At 37.8% G+C, this 17,465-nt stretch carries 23 protein-coding genes; 21 read left to right on the top strand and 2 right to left on the bottom strand.

The genetic code is table 11. From position 1 onward, the window contains the following. The first annotated feature begins 3 nt into the window (after nt 1-3). The 21 genes from QM923_RS07615 (at nt 4) to rpsI (ending at nt 15,331) form a co-directional block, all read left to right on the top strand. Nucleotides 4-360: a hypothetical protein gene (locus tag QM923_RS07615; protein WP_414291434.1), complete on the top strand. Its 357-nt coding sequence runs from the start codon at nt 4-6 to the stop codon at nt 358-360. Further along, entirely contained in the window at nt 351-1,946 is a 1,596-nt protein-coding gene (locus tag QM923_RS07620) for an LXG domain-containing protein (RefSeq protein WP_414291435.1), read from the top strand. The genes QM923_RS07615 and QM923_RS07620 overlap by 10 nt, the downstream gene beginning before the upstream one ends. Before the next feature lie 14 nt (nt 1,947-1,960). After that, complete coding sequence (locus tag QM923_RS07625) at nt 1,961-2,587, top strand: hypothetical protein (protein WP_414291436.1); 627 nt, start codon at nt 1,961-1,963, stop codon at nt 2,585-2,587. Next, a complete protein-coding gene (locus QM923_RS07630; protein ID WP_414291437.1) occupies nt 2,584-3,201 on the top strand; it encodes a hypothetical protein in 618 nt (205 codons plus the stop codon). The genes QM923_RS07625 and QM923_RS07630 overlap by 4 nt, the downstream gene beginning before the upstream one ends. Further along, nucleotides 3,198-3,827: a hypothetical protein gene (locus QM923_RS07635; RefSeq protein ID WP_414291438.1), complete on the top strand. Its 630-nt coding sequence runs from the start codon at nt 3,198-3,200 to the stop codon at nt 3,825-3,827. Before QM923_RS07630 ends, QM923_RS07635 begins: the two co-directional genes overlap by 4 nt. Next, on the top strand, nt 3,824-4,438 hold the full coding sequence (locus tag QM923_RS07640; protein WP_414291439.1) for a hypothetical protein: 615 nt from the start codon (nt 3,824-3,826) through the stop codon (nt 4,436-4,438). The genes QM923_RS07635 and QM923_RS07640 overlap by 4 nt, the downstream gene beginning before the upstream one ends. Continuing rightward, nucleotides 4,435-5,064, top strand: coding sequence for a hypothetical protein (locus QM923_RS07645; protein WP_414291440.1), 630 nt, complete (start codon nt 4,435-4,437; stop codon nt 5,062-5,064). Before QM923_RS07640 ends, QM923_RS07645 begins: the two co-directional genes overlap by 4 nt. Further along, nucleotides 5,061-5,678 carry a hypothetical protein gene (locus QM923_RS07650; RefSeq protein WP_414291441.1) on the top strand — a complete coding sequence of 206 codons (618 nt, stop codon included), beginning with the start codon at nt 5,061-5,063 and terminating at the stop codon, nt 5,676-5,678. Before QM923_RS07645 ends, QM923_RS07650 begins: the two co-directional genes overlap by 4 nt. Beyond that, nucleotides 5,675-6,304: a hypothetical protein gene (locus QM923_RS07655; RefSeq protein ID WP_414291442.1), complete on the top strand. Its 630-nt coding sequence runs from the start codon at nt 5,675-5,677 to the stop codon at nt 6,302-6,304. Before QM923_RS07650 ends, QM923_RS07655 begins: the two co-directional genes overlap by 4 nt. 51 nt (nt 6,305-6,355) lie before the next feature. After that, nucleotides 6,356-6,883, top strand: coding sequence for an adaptor complexes medium subunit family protein (locus QM923_RS07660; protein ID WP_414291443.1), 528 nt, complete (start codon nt 6,356-6,358; stop codon nt 6,881-6,883). Nucleotides 6,884-7,062: 179 nt separating this feature from the next. Beyond that, entirely contained in the window at nt 7,063-7,689 is a 627-nt protein-coding gene (locus QM923_RS07665; RefSeq protein ID WP_414291444.1) for a TipC family immunity protein, read from the top strand. 98 nt (nt 7,690-7,787) lie between these two features. Then, on the top strand, nt 7,788-8,393 hold the full coding sequence (locus QM923_RS07670; RefSeq protein ID WP_414291445.1) for a hypothetical protein: 606 nt from the start codon (nt 7,788-7,790) through the stop codon (nt 8,391-8,393). A 49-nt stretch (nt 8,394-8,442) separates the two neighbouring features. Then, entirely contained in the window at nt 8,443-8,973 is a 531-nt protein-coding gene (locus tag QM923_RS07675) for a hypothetical protein (protein ID WP_414291446.1), read from the top strand. A 181-nt stretch (nt 8,974-9,154) separates the two neighbouring features. Next, a complete protein-coding gene (locus tag QM923_RS07680; RefSeq protein ID WP_414291447.1) occupies nt 9,155-9,787 on the top strand; it encodes a hypothetical protein in 633 nt (210 codons plus the stop codon). Nucleotides 9,788-9,826: 39 nt separating this feature from the next. Continuing rightward, on the top strand, nt 9,827-10,315 hold the full coding sequence (locus QM923_RS07685; protein ID WP_414291448.1) for a hypothetical protein: 489 nt from the start codon (nt 9,827-9,829) through the stop codon (nt 10,313-10,315). 102 nt (nt 10,316-10,417) lie between these two features. Then, nucleotides 10,418-11,461, top strand: coding sequence for a D-alanine--D-alanine ligase (locus tag QM923_RS07690; RefSeq protein WP_414291449.1), 1,044 nt, complete (start codon nt 10,418-10,420; stop codon nt 11,459-11,461). A 53-nt stretch (nt 11,462-11,514) separates the two neighbouring features. Beyond that, nucleotides 11,515-12,888: a UDP-N-acetylmuramoyl-tripeptide--D-alanyl-D-alanine ligase gene (locus tag QM923_RS07695; RefSeq protein ID WP_414291450.1), complete on the top strand. Its 1,374-nt coding sequence runs from the start codon at nt 11,515-11,517 to the stop codon at nt 12,886-12,888. Next, nucleotides 12,875-13,486: an NUDIX hydrolase gene (locus QM923_RS07705; RefSeq protein ID WP_462217786.1), complete on the top strand. Its 612-nt coding sequence runs from the start codon at nt 12,875-12,877 to the stop codon at nt 13,484-13,486. The genes QM923_RS07695 and QM923_RS07705 overlap by 14 nt, the downstream gene beginning before the upstream one ends. Before the next feature lie 121 nt (nt 13,487-13,607). Beyond that, complete coding sequence (locus QM923_RS07710) at nt 13,608-14,306, top strand: YwaF family protein (RefSeq protein WP_414291451.1); 699 nt, start codon at nt 13,608-13,610, stop codon at nt 14,304-14,306. A gap of 167 nt (nt 14,307-14,473) precedes the next feature. After that, nucleotides 14,474-14,920, top strand: a complete 447-nt coding sequence (gene rplM, locus QM923_RS07715; RefSeq protein WP_001044624.1) for a 50S ribosomal protein L13 — start codon at nt 14,474-14,476, stop codon at nt 14,918-14,920. Nucleotides 14,921-14,938: 18 nt separating this feature from the next. Continuing rightward, a complete protein-coding gene (gene rpsI, locus QM923_RS07720; protein ID WP_002893764.1) occupies nt 14,939-15,331 on the top strand; it encodes a 30S ribosomal protein S9 in 393 nt (130 codons plus the stop codon). Between the two features lie 671 nt (nt 15,332-16,002). Here rpsI and QM923_RS07725 read toward each other — a convergent pair. Together QM923_RS07725 and QM923_RS07730 are read right to left on the bottom strand one after the other, a co-directional pair. Further along, the gene (locus QM923_RS07725; protein ID WP_000252743.1) at nt 16,003-16,473 is read right to left on the bottom strand and encodes a hypothetical protein; all 471 of its coding nucleotides are present in this window, start codon (nt 16,471-16,473) and stop codon (nt 16,003-16,005) included. Nucleotides 16,474-16,687: 214 nt separating this feature from the next. After that, complete coding sequence (locus tag QM923_RS07730; RefSeq protein WP_414291452.1) at nt 16,688-17,308, bottom strand: hypothetical protein; 621 nt, start codon at nt 17,306-17,308, stop codon at nt 16,688-16,690. Nucleotides 17,309-17,465: the final 157 nt, after the last annotated feature.

Genomic DNA, 17,465 nt, shown 5'->3' on the forward strand with positions numbered 1-17,465 from the left:
GGAATGGAAGATAAGAACGAAGAAAAACGCTACAAACTTTGGCGAGAGATTGTCAAGATTGACGATAAGGAAGAAAGTCTTCAGACTCTAAAAAGACAATATGAACAGCAGGTAACTGACTTTCACTCAGAAATCCAGAGTATCCACCATCGTATGGCAACTCTATTGTCTCTCTCACCCAGTTCTCGTCAAGTGATAGAGCAAATCGAAAGTGAAAATAGAACCATTCAGCGACAGGTCAACTCTTATGTAGAAGAGGAACTGGATGCCTTGGAAAAACAAACGAAGAAGGCTCGTCGGTCTTTCGATGAAGCCAGAGAAGAACTGATAGCGGAAAGGAATCGGCTACCATGGGAGTAAAATACAGCGCACAAGAATCCCAAGAATTGATTCAGGCCATGACTAACAACCTCCGAGTCGCAAATGAAGTCACGGACCGCTTATCTAGTGGATGTGACCACCTGATTTCCTCCTTAGACTCAGGTGAGCTGACAGGAGCAGCTTACACAGCTGGTAAAGGTCTCTTTACAGAGATTATCATCCCCAGCATCAAGAAGCTCCAAGCAGCGATAGATGACATCCAACTAGAGTTGACCTCCTACAAAGATGCGGATGCTCAGGTCTCTGGATATGGAGATTTGGACTTGGACCAACTCAAGGAACTGAAAAAATTGAGAGAAGAGCAGTTAGCTATCGTAGAAGCTCAGATTCAAGTGAGGGAGAATTGGCTTAATCAAATCACGGACCTCTTTAGTCTCAATTGGGGGAAAGCCTTCTCTGAAAAGACCATCCTCTACAACACCAAGTCTCAAATTGAGTCAGGTATTCAGGATTTGGATGACAAGATTGAAAAACTAGAATTTTTTGTCTCACAGGTTTCCCAGTATTTCAGCGATAGTCTAGAAGTCCTTAGCTTAGCTATCAAAGGAGCTACACAACTGAGTAAAATCATTGTCGATAGTGATGGTAACTACTCTGCGGACGGTCTGGACATGAGTTGGGTACAGAAGATGAAGGATGTGAAGATTGTTTCGCATGCCAAAAGAGATTATCAAGACTCTGAAACTCGTGCCATTAATAAAGCTTCTAGGGATATGATGCTATCGGAAGATGGTGATGCCTACTATCGCGCCGAATTAAAGAAGCGCTTAAAAGGCCACAACAAGTCCGAATGGAATAAGATAATCGACGACTACAATCACACTCTTAAGATTGACGAGACAGGGAATATCATTGATATTTATCCATTTGAACAAGGCTATGTCGTATCAAAAAATGGAAAATATGATGCGGACTATACTCATTTGGTTAATAAAGAGTTTGAAGAACTGAAGGCGAAAAATTTTGAGGCAAATTCAGTCGAATTTTGGAGTGGAGTAGCTCAAATATTCTCTGGTTTAGGAGTTTACTTTGCGAGTGGCGCCCTTGAAGTCTTGAGTATCATGGCTGGTCCACCAACAGCAGGGACAAGTATCGTAGCTGGTACGGCAGTATCCGTAACAGGGGTACAATATGGAAATGTACTGATATCTAGTGGAGCAGTAACTAGCTTATCAGCTATTACAAATACGGCCTTACTAAATGGCGAAATTCAGGTTAATTATTCTAGCAACTACGACAGCTGGCAGGCCAATAAACCTACGAGTAAGACCATTTCTGGCAGGGGTGGTAAACTAATTGAAGCCCGAGTAGGAAATCGAAAAGTGAAGCTTCGTGTAGATTGGGAGCCAACTAGTGGTACTAATGGTGATGGAGTATTTCAGGTTCAATCTGGAAGTGGGAAATCGGGGTACGGAGTGAACGAGCATATTGATATAGGAAAAATTTCAGATAGAAATTCAGTAATGAATTGGGTAAACAAAACAAGGAGACTGAAAAATCTTAATGAGAGTGTCAAAAATGAAATTGTAGATAGAATTTGGAAAACTTATCAAAATAATTACTGAAATTAGGAGAGAACATGAGATTATATATCAAAAGTGATTTTAAGAAAAAAATAACCTTTACGACAAGAGAGTTACTCTGGAAAATGTGGTTTAAGGAATGGCATGGTTATCCTATTACATACTCGAACGTCGGTGATGATGAGATGTTACAGGATGATTTCTTTTTTGGTGTACAATTTGATAAATGGCGATTTAATGATAAACGGTGGAATCATATACCATATGACAAGAATAATCCATGGAATTCGTTTTCTGATGAAAATATTCAATTGGAATTTGAAAATGATTTTATTACTGATGGGAGAGAACGTGGAGAATACCTTAGGATTGCGACTACCCATACGGACATTTTAACGGTTGATAAACGTGCTATGTATATCATAGCAGTCGAGGTGGCTTCTGCTATTGATGGGCAGATCAGCGAGGATGACAAGCTGACTTGGATAGATGTAGAGACTTTTAAGGAGTTGCACAAGGATGTCTTATCACTAACCTATGATCAAGCAACTGACATCAGCGTGGAGGAACTGAAAAGTATAAAACCTGTAGAAGACCCTCTATGGGAAGAGGAAGAACGCCTTCGTGAAGAATACATCAAAATCCATGGCGAACGAGTTTACGACGATGAGGACGACGAGTGAGACTATATCTTAAAGGTGATTACACCAAGACTGATTTTTATGAAGAGTTTAAAGAAATAGCTCAAAATATGTGGTTCAAAGAGCGAAAAGGAATTCCGCTCGATTTTTCCTATGCTTGGGATGAAGATTTACATTTAAATTTACGGTTGGATAAATTTAAATATAATGACGAACGTTGGGAGAGTGCAAATTTTAATACAAATATAAACCCTTGGAAGACATTTGAATATGAAAACTTGACATTGGATCTAGAAAATTCTTATGAAAGCGATGGGCGTGAGAAAGGTGATTATTTGCGAATTATTTCTACTCATCAAGATATTCTAACGGTTGACAAGCGTGCGATGTATATTATGGCGATTGAGGTAGCATCTGCCATTGACGGTCAAATCAGCGAAGACGACAAAGAAACATGGCTGAGTATTGAAGAATTTAAAACGAAACATATAGACTTGCTGGATTTGACCTACGATGAAGCGGTTGATATTAGTTTGGAGGAACTAGAGATTATGGAGGCGGTTGATGAACCACTTTGGGATGAATTACACAGAGGATGGGAAGAATACATCAAAATCCATGGTGAACGTGTTTATGACGATGAGGACGACGAGTGAGACTATATATCAAAAGTAATTTTCAGAAAAAAATAAGCTTTACGACAAGTGAGTTACTCTGGAAAATGTGGTTTAAGGAATGGAATGGACATCCTATTACATACTCAAACGTCGGTGATGATGCCATGTTACAAGATGATTTTTACTTTGTTGTAAGCTTTGATAAATGGCGATTTTGTGACTCAAGATGGAATAATATTCCCTCTTATGATTTAAAAAATCCGTGGAATTCATTTAAATATGAAAATATATCCCTTGAATTTGAAAAAACTTTCATTACAGAGTGGAGAGAACGTGGGGATCATTTACGTATCGCAACTTCTCATACAGATGTTTTAACAGTTGATAAACGTGCTATGTATATTATGGCAGTCGAGGTAGCTTCTGCCATTGATGGTCAGATTAGCGAGGATGACAAAGAGACATGGTTGGATGTAGAGACTTTTAAGGAGTTGCACAAGGATGTTCTTTCACTGACTTATGATGAAGCGGTTGAAATCAGTTTGGAAGAATTAAAGACAATGGTACCGGTAAGAGATCCTCTTTGGGAAGAGGAGGAACGCCTTCGAGAAGAATATATCAAAATCCATGGCGAACGTGTTTATGACGATGAGGAAGATGAGTGAAACTTTATATAAAAGGCAACTACGAGACTAGTATTTATCAAGCCTGTATGGAATATCCTTGGAAAATGTGGTTCAAGGAACGCAAGGGAGTGCAGGTTAGTTTTTCTTATGCACGTGATGATGATTTTTATTTAAGTTTAACTTTAGATAAATTTTCTTCAAACGATGAGCGTTGGGGAATGGCTGATTTTAGTGTTGGCAACGATCCCTGGGCGACTTTTAAGCGTGAAAATTTAAATTTAAATTTTGAATATTCTTATGAAAGTGATGGACGAGAAAAAGGAGACTATCTACGAATCATCACGACTCATAAAGATATTCTGACGGTTGATAAGCGAGCTCTTTATATCATGGCGATTGAGGTGGCGTCTGCCATTGACGGTCAAATCAGTGAAGACGACAAAGAAACATGGCTGAGTGTTGAAGAAATCAAAACGAAACATAAAGACCAACTGAATTTGACCTACGACGAAGCAGTCGATATTAGTTTAGAAGAGATAAAGGTTATGAAAGCCATCGACGAGCCCCTCTGGGAAGAATTGGATAGGAAGCGTGAGGAATATATCAAAATCCATGGTGAACGTGTTTATGATGATGAGGAAGACGAGTGAAACTATATATTAAAAGTGATTTTACGAAAAAAATAGACTTCACAACTAGAGAGCTTGTTTGGAAGATGTGGTTTAAGGAACGGAATGGCAAGAAAATAAGTTTCTCCAATGTTGGTGATGATGCTATGTTACAGGATGATTTTTACTTTGGTGTTCGGTTACACAAATGGTCTTCAGTTGACGAAAGATGGGATAAGGCTCCTTTTATAATTCCTAGTAATCCTTGGTTGTCTTTGGAATATGAGAGTATAACACTTGAATTTGAAAAAACTTTCATTACAGAGTGGAGAGAACGTGGAGATTATCTACGTATCGCAACATCTCATATAGATGTTTTAACAGTAGATAAACGTGCTTTATACATTATGGCGGTCGAGGTTGCGAGTGCAATAGATGGTAATATCAGCGAGGGTGACAAAGAGACATGGTTAGATGTAGAGACTTTTAAGGAACTACATAAGGATGTTCTTTCACTGACTTATGATGAAGCGGTTGAAATTAGTTTGGAAGAATTAAAGACAATGGTACCGGTAAGAGATCCTCTATGGGAAGAGGAAGAAAAGCTTCGTGAGGAGTACATCCAAATCCATGGTGAACGAATTTATGACGATGAGGAAGATGAGTGAAACTTTATATAAAAGGCAACTACGAGACTAGTATTTACCAAGCCTGTATGGATTATCCTTGGCAAATGTGGTTCAAAGAACGTAATGGAGTGGAAGTTGGTTTTTCTTTCGCACGTGATGATGATTTCTATTTTAGCGCTAGTTTGGATAAATTTTCTTCGAATGATGAGCGTTGGGGGATGACTGATTTTAAAATAGGAGATAATCCCTGGAATTCATTTAAATACGAGTATCTAATATTGGATTTTGAAGATTCCTATGAAAGCGATGGTCGTGAGAAAGGTGATTATTTGCGAATTATGTCCACTCATTTAGATATTTTAACGGTTGACAAGCGTGCGATGTATATCATGGCGATTGAGGTGGCGTCTGCCATTGACGGTCAAATCAGCGAAGACGACAAAGAAACATGGCTGAATATTGAAGAATTCAAAACGAAACATGCGGATCTATTACATTTGACCTACGACGAAGCGGTTGATATTAGTTTAGAAGAGATAAAGGCTATGAAAGCCATTGATGAGCTCCTCTGGGAAGAATTGGATAGGAAGCGCGAAGAGTACATCCGAATTCATGGAGAAGTGGAGTTGGATGACGATGAGGACGACGAGTGAGACTATATCTTAAAGGTGATTACACTAAAGAAATTCCGTTTGATTATTTAGAATTAGCGAAGAGAATGTGGTTTGATACTAAAGATGGTAAGCGAGTAGATTTTTCTTATTTTGGAAATACTCGCCCATTTAAAACAGACCCAACTATTCATTTAAAATTAAATAAGTGGATGCATGATAATAGATGGAATAATGTTCGGTTGAAAGAAGGGATTACCAACGAATTTGGAAGTCATGTATATGAAAACCTTGAATTAGATTTTGAAGATAATCCAGCAACAGACTATCGAGAAAAAGGAGACTGTCTACGCTTAGCTTCTACCCACCTTGACCTTCTCACTGTTGATAAACGTGCTTTCTACATTATGGCTATTGAAATCGCAACAGCAATTGACGGTCAGATTAGCGAAGATGATAAAGAGAGCTGGATAAGTGTGGAGGAATTTAAAAAACGGCATGAGGATATCCTTTCGATGAGTTATGAAGAGGCTAATGAGCTGAGTTTGGAAGAAATTCCGTTTATGGACGATGTAAGAGACCCTGTTTGGGAAGAAGACGACCGCAGGAATGAAGAATACATCAAAATCCATGGAGAAGTGGAGTTGGATGATGAGGACGATGAGTGAGAATTTATAATCCCACCTATTTGAAAGAGAGTGTTGATAGAGGAAAGGCGAATGTTAGATAAAGTAAAACAGTTTAAGTGGTTGATTGTATTGTCCTTTTTCCTATTAGCGATTCCTTTATATTTTGTTTACAATCATTCCCAACAATCTAGTGCTTTAAAAGAAGCTTTTGAAAAAAATAAAAGAATTGAAGTTCTTCAACGTTTGATGGCATCAGAAAAATATGCGTCTGATATCCGCAAGGCAGGCTATACTATTCCTCCTGACGGAGCTATTCGCTTGGATGGAGGAATTGACTCCATAGAGATAAAAGGAGACATCGATTTGAAAATATCGCATCCTGGAAGGAATGAAGTCACTGTATTATTTGAAACAACAGTAAAAGAGGAAAAAATAGATGTCCACTATATTTTAGATAATCAGTTAACCATAAAACGTAGTTACTATTCTGACATTAGTAATCAAAAAACAAATGATGGAGTGACTATCCCCCAAGCTGAAGAAGATTACTTATTGAGAAGTGTTCAAAGCGAGATTGAAGGCTTCATGGAAAAGATGTATCAGACTTTGTATGGATAGTTTACCAGAGAAAGAAGCTTCTTGCTCAACACAATGTCGTATGAACAACTGGGCGTGTTGAGAAATTTTTCTAGAAAAAGATACCGTAGATAAGCTACAAAAAAATTACCCAAGTACTTATAATTTCATTCGAAATATTGAAGCAGGTAATCAAGAGTTGATAGAGATGAGGTGATTAGATGAAGAAGAGGAAATTTGCAATTTTTTCGTTGCTAATAGTTTTATTTTTATCTTTCTCTGGTTTTCAGTACTATAAATATCAGAGAGTTCATAATATTTTTGATGAAATATACTACGAAGAAAGTGATTATCACAATTATACATTTCTATGGAAAGGACGAGCTTTTTATAAGTTAAAAGGTTTAAAAATTGTGGACAACGATTCTCAAGAAATTTCTATTCATTCTATTGATTATAAAAGTGTAGATTTACCAAATACTATTCATTCTCTAGGTTACTATTTTTATTTTGGATTTCAGGAGATGACGAAAGTTGGGATAGAAATGCGTTTGAGACTACCAAATACAGAGACAACCATAAATGTAGATTACCTGTACGATTTAAACAATCAACAATTAGAACGATTTATGTGGTATCACGATGAGAAAAGCGTGAGATATTATCGTCAGTCTCAAGTAGAAACCTTTCTAGCGCAGCATGGAAAGACTGTTGAAGACATTCGTAAGGAAGCAGATGATGTACTCCGTAATAAAGTCCTGAAAGATTGGACCTCCATCTACTCTAGTCGTTTTAGCCCAGATAATTGGGGAGAAGTGACAGTTAAGGATATATGGAGAACAGAATAACAAACGGAACGATGAGGTAATAGTGTTATATAGGTAGGTTGTCATGACAGAGTTCTTAAGAACATTTTGTAAAAAAAGGAGTCACTTTGGAGAATTAAATGAGAAATAGAAGTAAGTATATCCTTTTTTCCCTATTTTTCTTTTGTTATACTGTATTGTTCATCGCTAAGCCAATCTATCAATATTATTCATTTTCTAATATGGAAGTTAAAAGCAGTATGATTGAATTGATTCAAGATAAATATGAAAAGTACTGGAATGATATTGATAGACATATTCATATAGAAAAATCCAAAGAGAACGGTCAAAACATAGGAATTATTTATGTTATTGATAACGATAATCAAATTGAAAGTAAGATTTCTTCTGAGAATCAAGCGGTATCCATCAGTTACAATAATCGATTACAAGGAGACAAGAGTGTTGAAATTAGTTGGTTAAATGGGGAAAAGCGGTTGTATCATGCTGGGAGATATTTGAAATTAGCAAGTGAAAATCAAGCTGTGATTGAAAGTAACACAGGTTCTTCAGTGACCGTTTGGGAACAACGTTCGGACAATGCGATGAATCAGTTATATACAGTTGTGAATCAGATGAGAAAGAGAGTTTTAAATCATTTGCTTCAGAAAATCTTATGCTACTCGATAGCTTTGGTCTGCTTTCTTTTGGGTTGGAAAATATATTATCATTTAAGGAGGGATTGAAGGCCACAGATCTTCTGAGTTTTAATAGTGATGAGAGAGGAAAACTAAAATGCTAACACCATTGTTATTTATTGTGTCTTTATTTCTACTTTTAAGGCGCTTTAAAAGCAGTCTCTCAAGAATGACCATCGGATTGTTGTATGGTTCGTTTGCGGTAGTCTTTATTTGTGTGGTTTTAAATGCTGGTAAGTACACTCTGCAGCCAGGTCAAAGTGTTGAATTGAAAGTTTTTTCTAAAACAGAGCAGCTGGAGTATAATTCGGAATTGATTTTAGAAAAAAAGGATGATGCTAAAGTAAAACTATCTGGCCGAAAAGGATGGGGGATGAAAGGAAGTAACACGGTTTATAATGTTGAGAAGCAGTCAATAACTGAGATTGTTATTTCCAAAGATGGCACAGAGCGCAGAGACTTACCAAATGATAAGAGTAAAAGTATCTATTTAGAAAGTGATGGAATAGTTCTTCAAGGGAAAATAAAGGAAGTGTTTGGGGTGACGGAAGAAACTCCTTATACGATTACTATCACCAATGTAGATGACCAACCAGCGCACTTTGAAGCTCAAGTGGTGGATCGGTAGATTTAAGAACCGTAAACTAAGCCTCTCTCGATGCAATTGTTTGGTAAAGGAGCTTTATTTGCTCTGATAGTGACAATCGACTTGTTGCTTTCGGATATGCAAGAGAGGCTCTAGTGGCGAATACTAGTCAAAATTTCAAAAAATGATTTAATCAACCCCAATCCCTCTATCGGAGAGCAAAATGTTAAATAAAATGAAAAACTATTATACAAACAGACCAACTCAAGCTGTCTTAATGCTCATAGTTCTTATTTGGTCAGTATATGAGATTGGTGCGACCAGTTTGGCAAGTAACTCGGCATTAACTAAGGAATTCATGCATAGTCGGTATGTTATGGTTTGGCCAATGGTAGATAAGAAAGTGAAATTATACCACTATGCGGAAGAATGGACTAATGACGTTTTAGTTGGAATTATGCATTTAGACTATGGAAATATTAGAATAACTAGTTTTCCTAAAAAATGGGAGAGTGAAGCTGAAGTATACTATACGCTGTCTCAGGATGAGTATGCTGATAGAGTATATTTTTTCTTAGACAAGCCAATTTCTAAAGCCTATATCAGCAGTTTAGAACAAAATTATTATTTGATTTCAAAGAATGCAGTTGCTATTGAAGAGGAAACAGGTAAGACGGTTGAACAGTTAGGCCAAGAAGTGGGGAATGCAAGGAAAAACTTCTTATCAGCGCTTGGAAAGATGAAAATCCTTCGTTTGGTCTATTTGATTCTTCGTTTGATGGTACTGTTGCAGTGTATCAGGTGGTCGGGTCAGCGTAGAAAAAGGAAAGAGAACGAAATTTTGCAGAATGGATAGGACTCCAAAAAGTTATGACAACTATAAGGAGAGTTACAAATGAGCATGAAGAAAAAATCGAATTGGAATTTAGGTTGTAGTTTAGTACTTGTTGTAGTCCTAGCAGCTAGTTTTCTGTTTTATCTATGGGCACGAAATCTTGGTAAATACACTCTGCAGCCAGGAGAGTCGGTAAACTTCACAGTAAATCCTCGGATACAAGATGTAGAATACTACTCAGAATTAATCTTGAAAAAAAATGATACTAATAAGCTTAAATTATCAGGTAAAAAAGTTTGGTTTGAGATGCATGGCGATATTTTTTATGATGTTGAAGGGCAAAAACTTCTTCGAAGCCATCATTTAGAAGATGCTGATGAAGAGTTACCCAATAATCAAAAAGATATCCATTTAGTCCAGGATGGAATTGTTGTCAGTTACAAAGGGGAAAAAGTTTTTAATGTAACCAATAACAAGTCCTACACAATAACCATCACCAATGTAGACGACAAACCAGCACGCTTTGAAGCTCAAGTGGTGGATCGGTAGGAGCCTCGCTATTAAATGAGCTTTATTGCTATTCAAGTTTAAAAAAATAAACAAATGTGATATACTAAAAAGCGAGTATTCTAGTAGAAATAGGACAATCATATGAAACAAACAATTATTCTATTATATGGTGGACGCAGTGCAGAGCGTGAAGTGTCTGTATTGTCAGCTGAGAGTGTCATGCGTGCGGTTAACTATGACCGTTTTGAAGTCAAAACTTTCTTTATCAGCCAGTCTGGTGATTTCATCAAAACCCAAGAATTTACCCAAACTCCTGGCCAAGATGAACGTCTCATGACCAATGAAACGATTGATTGGGACAAGAAAATTGCTCCAAGTGCCATCTACGAAGAAGGCGCAGTTGTTTTTCCAGTTCTTCATGGACCTATGGGAGAAGACGGTTCCGTTCAAGGTTTCCTAGAAGTCTTGAAAATGCCTTATGTCGGTTGCAACATCTTGTCTTCAAGCCTTGCTATGGACAAAATCACGACTAAACGTGTCTTGGAATCTGCTGGGATTGCCCAAGTCCCTTACGTAGCCATTGTTGAAGGGGATGACTTAGCTTCTAAGATCGCAGAAGTTGAAGAAAAATTAAGGTATCCAGTCTTTACCAAACCATCTAATATGGGTTCTAGTGTTGGTATTTCTAAGTCTGAAAATAAAGAGGAACTCCATCAAGCTCTCGAACTCGCCTTTAAATATGATAGCCGTGTCTTGGTAGAGCAGGGTGTCAATGCGCGTGAAATCGAAGTTGGTCTCTTAGGAAACTACGATGTCAAGAGCACGCTTCCTGGTGAAGTTGTCAAGGACGTAGCCTTCTATGACTACGAAGCAAAATACATCGATAACAAGATTACTATGGATATTCCAGCCAAGATTAGTGATGATGTAGTAGCAGTCATGCGTAAAAATGCAGAAGCTGCCTTCCGTGCTATTGGCGGGCTTGGTCTCTCACGTTGTGACTTCTTCTATACAGATAAGGGAGAAGTTTTCCTAAATGAGCTCAATACCATGCCAGGATTTACCCAGTGGTCTATGTATCCCTTGCTCTGGGACAATATGGGGATTAGCTATCCAGAACTAATCGAGCGTTTGGTTGACCTTGCTAAAGAAAGCTTTAACAAGCGTGAAGCGCACCTATTGTAAAGATAGCTATAAGGGCGGGGCAAGACTCCCTGCCCCTTTTTAAAGGAGTAAACATGAAACTTACGATTCACGAAGTTGCGCGTGCTGTCGGTGCAAAAAATGATGTGACCAGCTATGCGGACAGTCCACTAGTTAAGGCAGAGTTTGATAGTCGTTTGATTGGGCCTGGTGATCTATTTGTGCCACTCAAGGGGGCGCGTGATGGTCATGACTTTATCGAGATGGCTTTTGAAAACGGCGCTGCTGTAACCTTGTCAGAGAAGGAAGTAGCAGATCATCCTTACATTTTAGTAGAGGATGTTTTGACTGCCTTTCAAGCTCTTGCAGCCTATTACCTTCAAAAAACAGGAGTAGATGTCTTTGCTGTTACAGGTTCAAATGGGAAGACAACGACCAAGGACATGTTGGCTCATTTACTTTCTACAAGCTACAAAACCTACAAAACGCAAGGGAATTACAATAACGAGATTGGACTACCTTATACAGTTCTTCATATGCCGGATGACACTGAGAAGTTAGTCTTGGAAATGGGACAGGATCACTTGGGAGACATCCATCTCTTGTCTGAACTGGCTCATCCGAAAACAGCTATTGTGACTCTGGTCGGAGAGGCACATTTGGCCTTCTTCAAGGACCGTTCTGAGATTGCCAAAGGTAAATTACAGATTGCTGATGGTATGGAGAAAGGTAGCTTGCTCTTGGCGCCAGCTGATCCCATTGTAGAGGAATACCTACCTGCTGAGCAAAAAGTGGTTCGTTTTGGACCAGGTGCAGAACTCGAAATTACAGACTTAATTGAGCGTAAGGATAGCTTAACATTCAAGGCTAATTTTTTGGAAAAATCCCTTGATTTACCAGTAACAGGTAAGTACAATGCGACCAATGCTATGATCGCTTCTTATGTAGCTCTTCAAGAAGGAGTGACTGAGGAGCAGATTGGTCAAGCCTTCCAGAATCTAGAGTTGACCCGCAATCGTACCGAGTGGAAAAAAGCATCCAACGGTGCAGATATCTTATCAGATGTTTACAATGCCAATCCAACTGCTATGAAGTTGATTTTAGAAACTTTCTCTGCTATCCCAGCTAATGAAGGTGGCAAGAAAATTGCAGTTCTGGCGGACATGAAAGAACTTGGAGACCAGTCTGTTCAACTCCATAATCAAATGATTTTGAGCATTACACCCGATGCCCTTGATACCGTTATTTTCTACGGTGAAGACATTGCTGAATTGGCTCAATTAGCCAGTCAAATGTTCCCCATCGGCCATGTTTACTACTTCAAGAAAACAGCTGAGGAAGACCAATTTGAAGCCATGGTTAAGCAGGTCAAGGAAAGTCTTGGTGCAAATGACCAAATTCTACTTAAAGGTTCCAACTCTATGAATCTAGCCAAGCTAGTAGAAAGTCTAGAAAATGAGTGCAACTAATTTTGCTAAGTATCTACAGAGGATGTTGGCTATCACTGATACTGGTTTAACCTATACAAAGGACCCCTTTGACCGTGAACGTTATGAGGATTTACGTCAGATTTTATGGAGCCTATTACAGGATCAAACAGAGCTTAATAAAGAGGAATTGACTGCAATTTTTCAGCCGTCAGGTAGCTATGCAACTCCTCTGATGGATGTAAGGGCTTGGATTGTTCAAGACCAGAAGATTTGTTTGGTTAGAGGACAAGGAGAGGATACTTGGGCTTTACCTGGTGGCTTTGGTGAAGTTGGCTATTCTCCTAAGGAGAATATTCGGAAAGAAATCCAGGAAGAAACAGGATTTTTTTCAGAAGTAGGTTCTTTATTGGCAGTTTTTGATACCAATTGCTTTCAACTTCAGAACAAGCAGTATGCAAAGTTCGTCTTTGACTGTCAGTTATTAGATGGACGCTTTCAGGAAAATCAAGAAGTTGCAGAACTTGGATTTTTTAATATTGAGAATCTCCCTCCCCTTTCTGAAAAACGAATAACCAAAGAACAAATGGATATTCTATGGCAGGTCTATCAGGGTGAGCGGGAACAGTATGTCGATTAGAAGCTTTGTTTTATATTTAGATCGACAGTTTCTTTTTACACAAAAATATTAGAAATAAATGTAAGCTATGATCTATAGAGATAAGTAAGAGAATGGCTTATATGAAAATGAGGAAAATTATATGAATGTTTGGGATGCTTTATTTACCATCCATCCGACGGAGCCACCCCAATTTGACCTTCTTTGGTATGGAAGTCTATTTACATTATTAGCATTGACTGTATTTCTCGCTTATCGTTATGGGGAGAAGAAAGCTTGTCAGCGCTTTTTCCAGATTTTACAGGCGGTACAGTTAATCGTGCTTTACAGCTGGTATTGGATCAATCAGTTCCCGCTGTCAGAAAGCTTGCCTTTTTATCATTGTCGTTTGGCTATGTTTGTAGTGCTTTTGACCCCGGGTGTCTCTAGAGTCAAACAGTATTTTGCTGTATTGGGAACTTTTGGAACGCTAGCAGCCTTTGTTTATCCAGTACCAGATCCCTATCCCTTCCCCCACATTGCTATCCTGTCTTTTGCTTTCGGACACTTAGCCCTCTTTGGAAATTCCTTGATTTATCTCTTGAAGGACTACGATGCCAGTTTATTGGATTTCAAACGAATCCTAGTTATCACATCTTCCCTTAACGCTTTGATTTTTCTTGTCAATGTAGTAACGGGGGGTGATTACGGCTTTCTGACAAAACCACCATTGGTAGGAGATCATGGTCTATTGGTCAATTATATTGTTGTAACTCTATTTCTGACTTGTGCAATTTACTTGTCATCCAAAGCTTTTCAGATAATCCTCCAGGAAAAGGGCGAAAGAAGATTAAAAATCTAGCAGAAATAAAAAATATTTTCCCAACCGCTTGACTTTTATCTGAGAATTTTGATACAATAGTAGGCGGTATTGTTTACCCCATTTGTAAGGCCCCGGAACCTTTCAAATACCCTGCGGACCGGAACATCCGCCCTGTAAACAAAAACGACATTCATATAGGAGAAATCATGAACAAAACTACATTCATGGCTAAACCAGGCCAAGTAGAACGCAAATGGTACGTTGTTGACGCAACTGATGTACCTCTTGGACGCCTTTCAGCAGTTGTTGCTAGCGTGCTTCGCGGAAAAAACAAACCAACATTCACACCTCACACTGATACAGGTGACTTCGTAATCGTTATCAATGCTGAAAAAGTTAAATTGACTGGTAAAAAAGCAACTGATAAGATCTACTACACTCACTCAAACCACCCAGGTGGATTGAAACAAATCTCTGCTGGTGAACTTCGTTCTAAAAACGCAGTACGTTTGATCGAGAAATCAGTTAAAGGTATGCTTCCACACAATACTCTTGGACGCGCTCAAGGTATGAAATTGAAAGTATTCGTTGGAGCTGAGCACACTCACGCTGCACAACAACCAGAAGTTCTTGATATTTCAGGACTTATCTAAGGAAAGGAACAATAAAGTATGTCACAAGCACAATATGCAGGTACTGGACGTCGTAAAAACGCTGTTGCACGCGTTCGCCTTGTTCCAGGAACTGGTAAAATCACTGTTAACAAAAAAGATGTTGAAGAGTACATCCCACACGCTGACCTTCGTCTTGTCATCAACCAACCATTTGCAGTTACTTCAACTGCAGGTTCATACGACGTTTTCGTTAACGTTGTAGGTGGTGGATACGCTGGTCAAGCAGGAGCTATCCGTCACGGTATCGCTCGTGCCCTTCTTCAAGTAGACCCAGACTTCCGCGATTCATTGAAACGCGCAGGACTTCTTACACGTGACTCACGTAAAGTTGAGCGTAAGAAACCAGGTCTTAAGAAAGCTCGTAAAGCTAGCCAGTTCTCTAAACGTTAATTCGTTGCTGGACAGCAGAATACAAACGAAAACACTTTGCATATTGCAAGGTGTTTTTTTCTATGAGAACTGGCGGTGCGCAATTAGGATAGCTCTAGCGACTTTAGTCGCATAGAGATATGCTATGCACAGTTGCCTCAAGAAAACAAGCGAAGCGATGTTTGATTGGATGGCAACCACTGCACTCAAAACGTTCTTCGAAAGAATTACTATACTTACAGAGAGCACCTTTCGGGGTGTTCTTTTTTATGCTTCCATACTAAATTGGTGCAATTGACACAGTTGTTACGACTTTAGTCGCTTACAAATGTGGCTGCAACCTGACGAAGTCAGTTGCCTCAAAACGTTAATCAATACGATACTATCAACGTTTACAGACATTCAAGAATTATTTCTTGGATGTCTTTTTTTGTTTAAAAATCAAGAATTTCCCTGAAAATTTCCCTGAGATTTCCCTGAGTCATTTTTTGAGATTCCTAAAAGCAATTTCACCGACTGTCTGATTAACAGTATCATCTGTATTTACATACATTTTTGTTACCTGTTTATTGTTATGAGTAAGAGTTTCTGACATAGCTTCTTTTTTAGTTTAAACATAAACAACACTCTAGTAAGTGGTAAAACAACTATACAATTATTTGTATAGGGAACCTAAGCAAGATTTGCTTAGGTTATTGTTGTGTCTTCCAATAGGAATATACAACGAGTTTAATGATGTAGCTAAGTCTTGGTAATCTAGTAGCGCCATCTTCTTTCATTAAATGATATCGAAATTCATCAATACCATTTAGAACATTTTCATCTAAATAGAGTCTAGGGGTTACTGATGTTTCTAAACTAGGATTGACATTTTTGATATCCTTTTCCATTTCTTGACGTAATTTTTGCCATCTGTCAATGGAGTAATGTTTTGTATTTCTATATGCTTCTTCAATTACGCTTCCAATAGAAGCTTTCAAAACAATATTGAAAGAGAGACCATTTAATTCATCGTAATGATTTGATAGAAGTGTTTGTTCTAGAGTATTTAGAAAATTATCCTGACTTAGTTCTTTGATTTTACGTTCATTCTTTTGAATAAGTTCATCTATCCACACTTTAGCTTCATATGCAAGACGCACAGTTTTATATACTCTAACCATATATCCTCCTTTTAAAATTGTCTATTATTTCGTTGTTCCTCATTTATTAAGTTGGTTTTAAATAGACTAATTAAAATTTATGTAAAAAACTTGAATCTCAATTTTAGTAAAAAAGATAGTTATGATAAAACGCATAATATTAAGTTTAACCTAAATATTTTAAGTTATTACAAATTTTGACTTTTTTCTAGTCTATGGCATTAGTGAATGAAAGTTATACTTTTAATTTTTTAATGTTATAATAATCAAAGATTTTCTCAATGTGTTTTTCCCACCATTTATCTGGTGTAAAGTTTTGGTGAGAATATTTGTTAAGTATTGCTATTTTTTGTTTTAAAAGGTATTCTCCTATATACATTTCAATTACATTTCTGTATTGTAAGTCATGATCTGTACTAATTGAACCACAATCTTCGCAGTCGTTATCTGTCTCAAATTTAAGTCCAGTTATAAAAATTAAAATGGCATTATTACTCCATTTGTTACCTAATTCATTTATAATATTTGCACTAATAAAAGTATTAGAGGTTGGCATTCCGTAATCATGACCTGCACCGACAACTACAACATGCCCAGTTTCGCAAAACTGAACAAAGATGCATTCACCTTTTTCATCTTCATAGTCTTTTTTTATATTAAAGTCAGCGTCTATAATCTTATAGTTAATGCTCTGTGTTTTGTAACCGGGCAATTCATTTAAAGGTTTTAGGCAAGTTTCAACGTGTTTTCTAACTTCCGAATAGTAATCATTAAAACTTTTATCTATTGGGTGATTTTTAAATGTCTCGATCCCAATTTTTACTCGTTCTTCTCGATTTGGTCTCCAAGTTCCCATAAAATCCTCCTATTGATTAGATATAAAAAAAGAGCAACTGGTGTGGGTGAAGAAGGTAAAACTGTAGCATGGAAATACTATGGAAGCGCAGACTTGAAGACAGGTGGTTTAGGAACAGGCGTATTTGGTCCTAACGTTTCTGCAAGCACGATTGCCG

It is taken from the genome of Streptococcus infantis (assembly GCF_047463275.1).
In the GTDB taxonomy this organism is placed as follows: domain Bacteria; phylum Bacillota; class Bacilli; order Lactobacillales; family Streptococcaceae; genus Streptococcus; species Streptococcus infantis_AF.